The following is a 2,279-nucleotide window of genomic DNA, read 5'->3' on the forward strand; positions in this document are numbered from 1 at the left end:
GCGCAACTCGAACTGCCTCGCGATCGCGCCCACCGCGACCATCGCCAACATCGTCGGCGTTTCGGCCTCGATCGAGCCCACCTACCAGAACCTCTACGTCAAATCGAACCTCTCGGGCGAGTTCACGGTGGTGAACGAGTACCTGGTCGCCGACCTCAAGCGCGCCGGCCTGTGGGACGAGGTGATGATCGCCGACCTCAAGTACTTCGACGGCAATCTCGGCCGCATTGACCGCGTGCCTGCGGAGCTGCGGCGCCTGTACGCCACCGCGTTCGAGATCGAACCGAAGTGGCTGGTCGAGGCGGCGGCGCGCCGGCAGAAGTGGATTGACCAGTCGCAGTCGCTCAACCTCTACATGGCGGGGGCCTCGGGCAAGATGCTCGACGAGACCTACAAGCTCGCCTGGATCCGGGGGTTGAAGACCACCTATTACCTGCGGGCGCTCGGTGCGACGCACGCGGAGAAATCCACCGTCAAGCCGGGGCAGCTGAACGCCGTGCCGGCCGCCGCGCTCGGCGGCGGCCACGCGCAGTCTGCCGCAGCCGAGAGCGCAAGGTTCTGCGCCCTCGACAGCCCGGAATGCGAAGCCTGCCAGTGATGCTGAGCTTCGAGGACGACTCCGGAACCGGCCCGATCGCGGGGCTCGCGCATGCCCCTCAGCCGGGTTTCCTGCCCGCCGGCGGGGCGGGGCCCGTGCCGGGGGGCGGCCGCTTCGCCGCCGGCAACGCGTTTCGCCGCATCACGGTGGAGGACAAGCGGGTCATCAATTCGCGCGCCGACGTCAATCAGCTCGTGCCCTTCAAGTACAAGTGGGCCTGGGACAAATACCTCGCGGCCTGCGCCAACCACTGGATGCCGCAGGAAATCAACATGAGCCGCGACATCGCGCTGTGGAAGGATCCGAACGGGCTGACCGAGGACGAGCGGCGCATCGTCAAGCGCAACCTCGGCTTTTTCGTCACCGCGGATTCGCTCGCGGCGAACAACATCGTGCTCGGCACCTACCGCCATATCACCGCACCCGAGTGCCGCCAGTACCTGCTGCGCCAGGCGTTCGAGGAGGCGATCCACACCCACGCCTACCAGTACATCGTCGAGAGCCTGGATCTGGACGAGGGCGAGGTGTTCAACGCCTACCACGAGGTGCCCTCGATCCGCGACAAGGACGAGTTCCTGATCCCGTTCATTGACACGCTGACCGATCCCGCCTTCCGCACCGGCACGCCGGAGTCCGACCAAAGGCTGCTGAAGAGCCTCACCGTGTTTTCCTGCCTGATGGAGGGCTTGTTCTTCTACGTCGGCTTCGTCCAGATTCTCGCGCTCGGGCGCCAGAACAAGATGACCGGGGCGGCCGAGCAGTACATGTACATCCTGCGCGACGAATCCATGCACTGCAACTTCGGCATTGACCTCGTCAATCAGATCAAGCTTGAGAATCCGCATCTGTGGACACCGGAGTTCCGCGACGAGCTTGCCGACGTGTTCCGGCGCGCGGTCGAGCTGGAGTACCGCTACGCCGAGGACACCATGCCGCGCGGAGTGCTCGGCCTCAACGCGCCGATGTTCAAGGAGTACCTGCGCTTCATCTGCAACCGGCGCTGCCAGCAGATCGGGCTCGATGCGCTTTTCCCGGGGGCGACGAACCCCTTTCCCTGGATGGCGGAGATGATTGACCTGAAGAAGGAGCGCAACTTTTTCGAGACGCGCGTGCTGGAGTACCAGACCGGCGGCGCGCTGAGCTGGGACTGAGACCGGACGAGGAGCGCAAGATGCACAAAGTGACCGCGTGCAGGGCCGAGGAGGACTACAAGCTCTGGATCCGCTTCGAGGATGGGCTGGAGGGCAGCGTCTTCCTCGGCAATCTGCTGGAGATCGGCGCGTTCAGGCTCTGGCTCGACGTGCGCGAGTTCGAAAAGGTGAGCGTGGATCCCGAGACCGCGACGGTGACCTGGGAGGGCGGCATCCGGCTCGACCCGGAAGTGCTGTACCAGGATCTCGCCGCCCGGGCAGGGCGCTAGCGATGCGGCGCGCGCAGCGTCGCGACGGATTCGGCGGACGGACGGGAAGCGATTCCCGGTCGGCGCCGGATAGGCCGGGGCGGCAATGCCCGGCTTCTTTGCAACTTCCTTAAAGGAGACCGTTATGGCGAAGAAGAAAGCGAAAAAAGCGGCGAAGAAAAAGAAGAAGAAGAAAGCATCAAAAAAGAAGAAATCGTCCAAGAAGAAAGCAATAAGAAGGGAAGCGGGTAAGAAGAAGAAAGCCGCCAAGAAGAAGCCAGC

At 64.0% G+C, this 2,279-nt stretch carries 2 protein-coding genes and 1 pseudogene; all 3 read left to right on the plus strand.

Features of this window, described 5'->3' with window-relative positions; genetic code table 11:
* A partial coding sequence (locus VNM24_01290; protein HWQ37234.1) for a ribonucleoside-diphosphate reductase subunit alpha occupies positions 1 to 598 on the plus strand: 598 nt, incomplete at its 5' end.
* Positions 599 to 735: 137 nt separating this feature from the next.
* Positions 736 to 1,749, plus strand: a pseudogene (locus tag VNM24_01295) (ribonucleotide-diphosphate reductase subunit beta).
* Between the two features lie 20 nt (positions 1,750 to 1,769).
* The gene (locus tag VNM24_01300) at positions 1,770 to 2,018 is read left to right on the plus strand and encodes a DUF2442 domain-containing protein (protein ID HWQ37235.1); all 249 of its coding nucleotides are present in this window, start codon (positions 1,770 to 1,772) and stop codon (positions 2,016 to 2,018) included.
* The last annotated feature ends 261 nt before the right edge of the window (positions 2,019 to 2,279 follow it).

The organism is Burkholderiales bacterium, from assembly GCA_035560005.1.
Classification (GTDB): Bacteria; Pseudomonadota; Gammaproteobacteria; order Burkholderiales; family Eutrophovitaceae; genus DASRFY01.

Excerpts from the sequence above, each read along its gene's own strand:
- VNM24_01300 (HWQ37235.1), top strand. The coding sequence starts at position 1,770 with ATGCACAAAGTGACCGCGTGCAGGGCCGAGGAGGACTACAAGCTCTGG.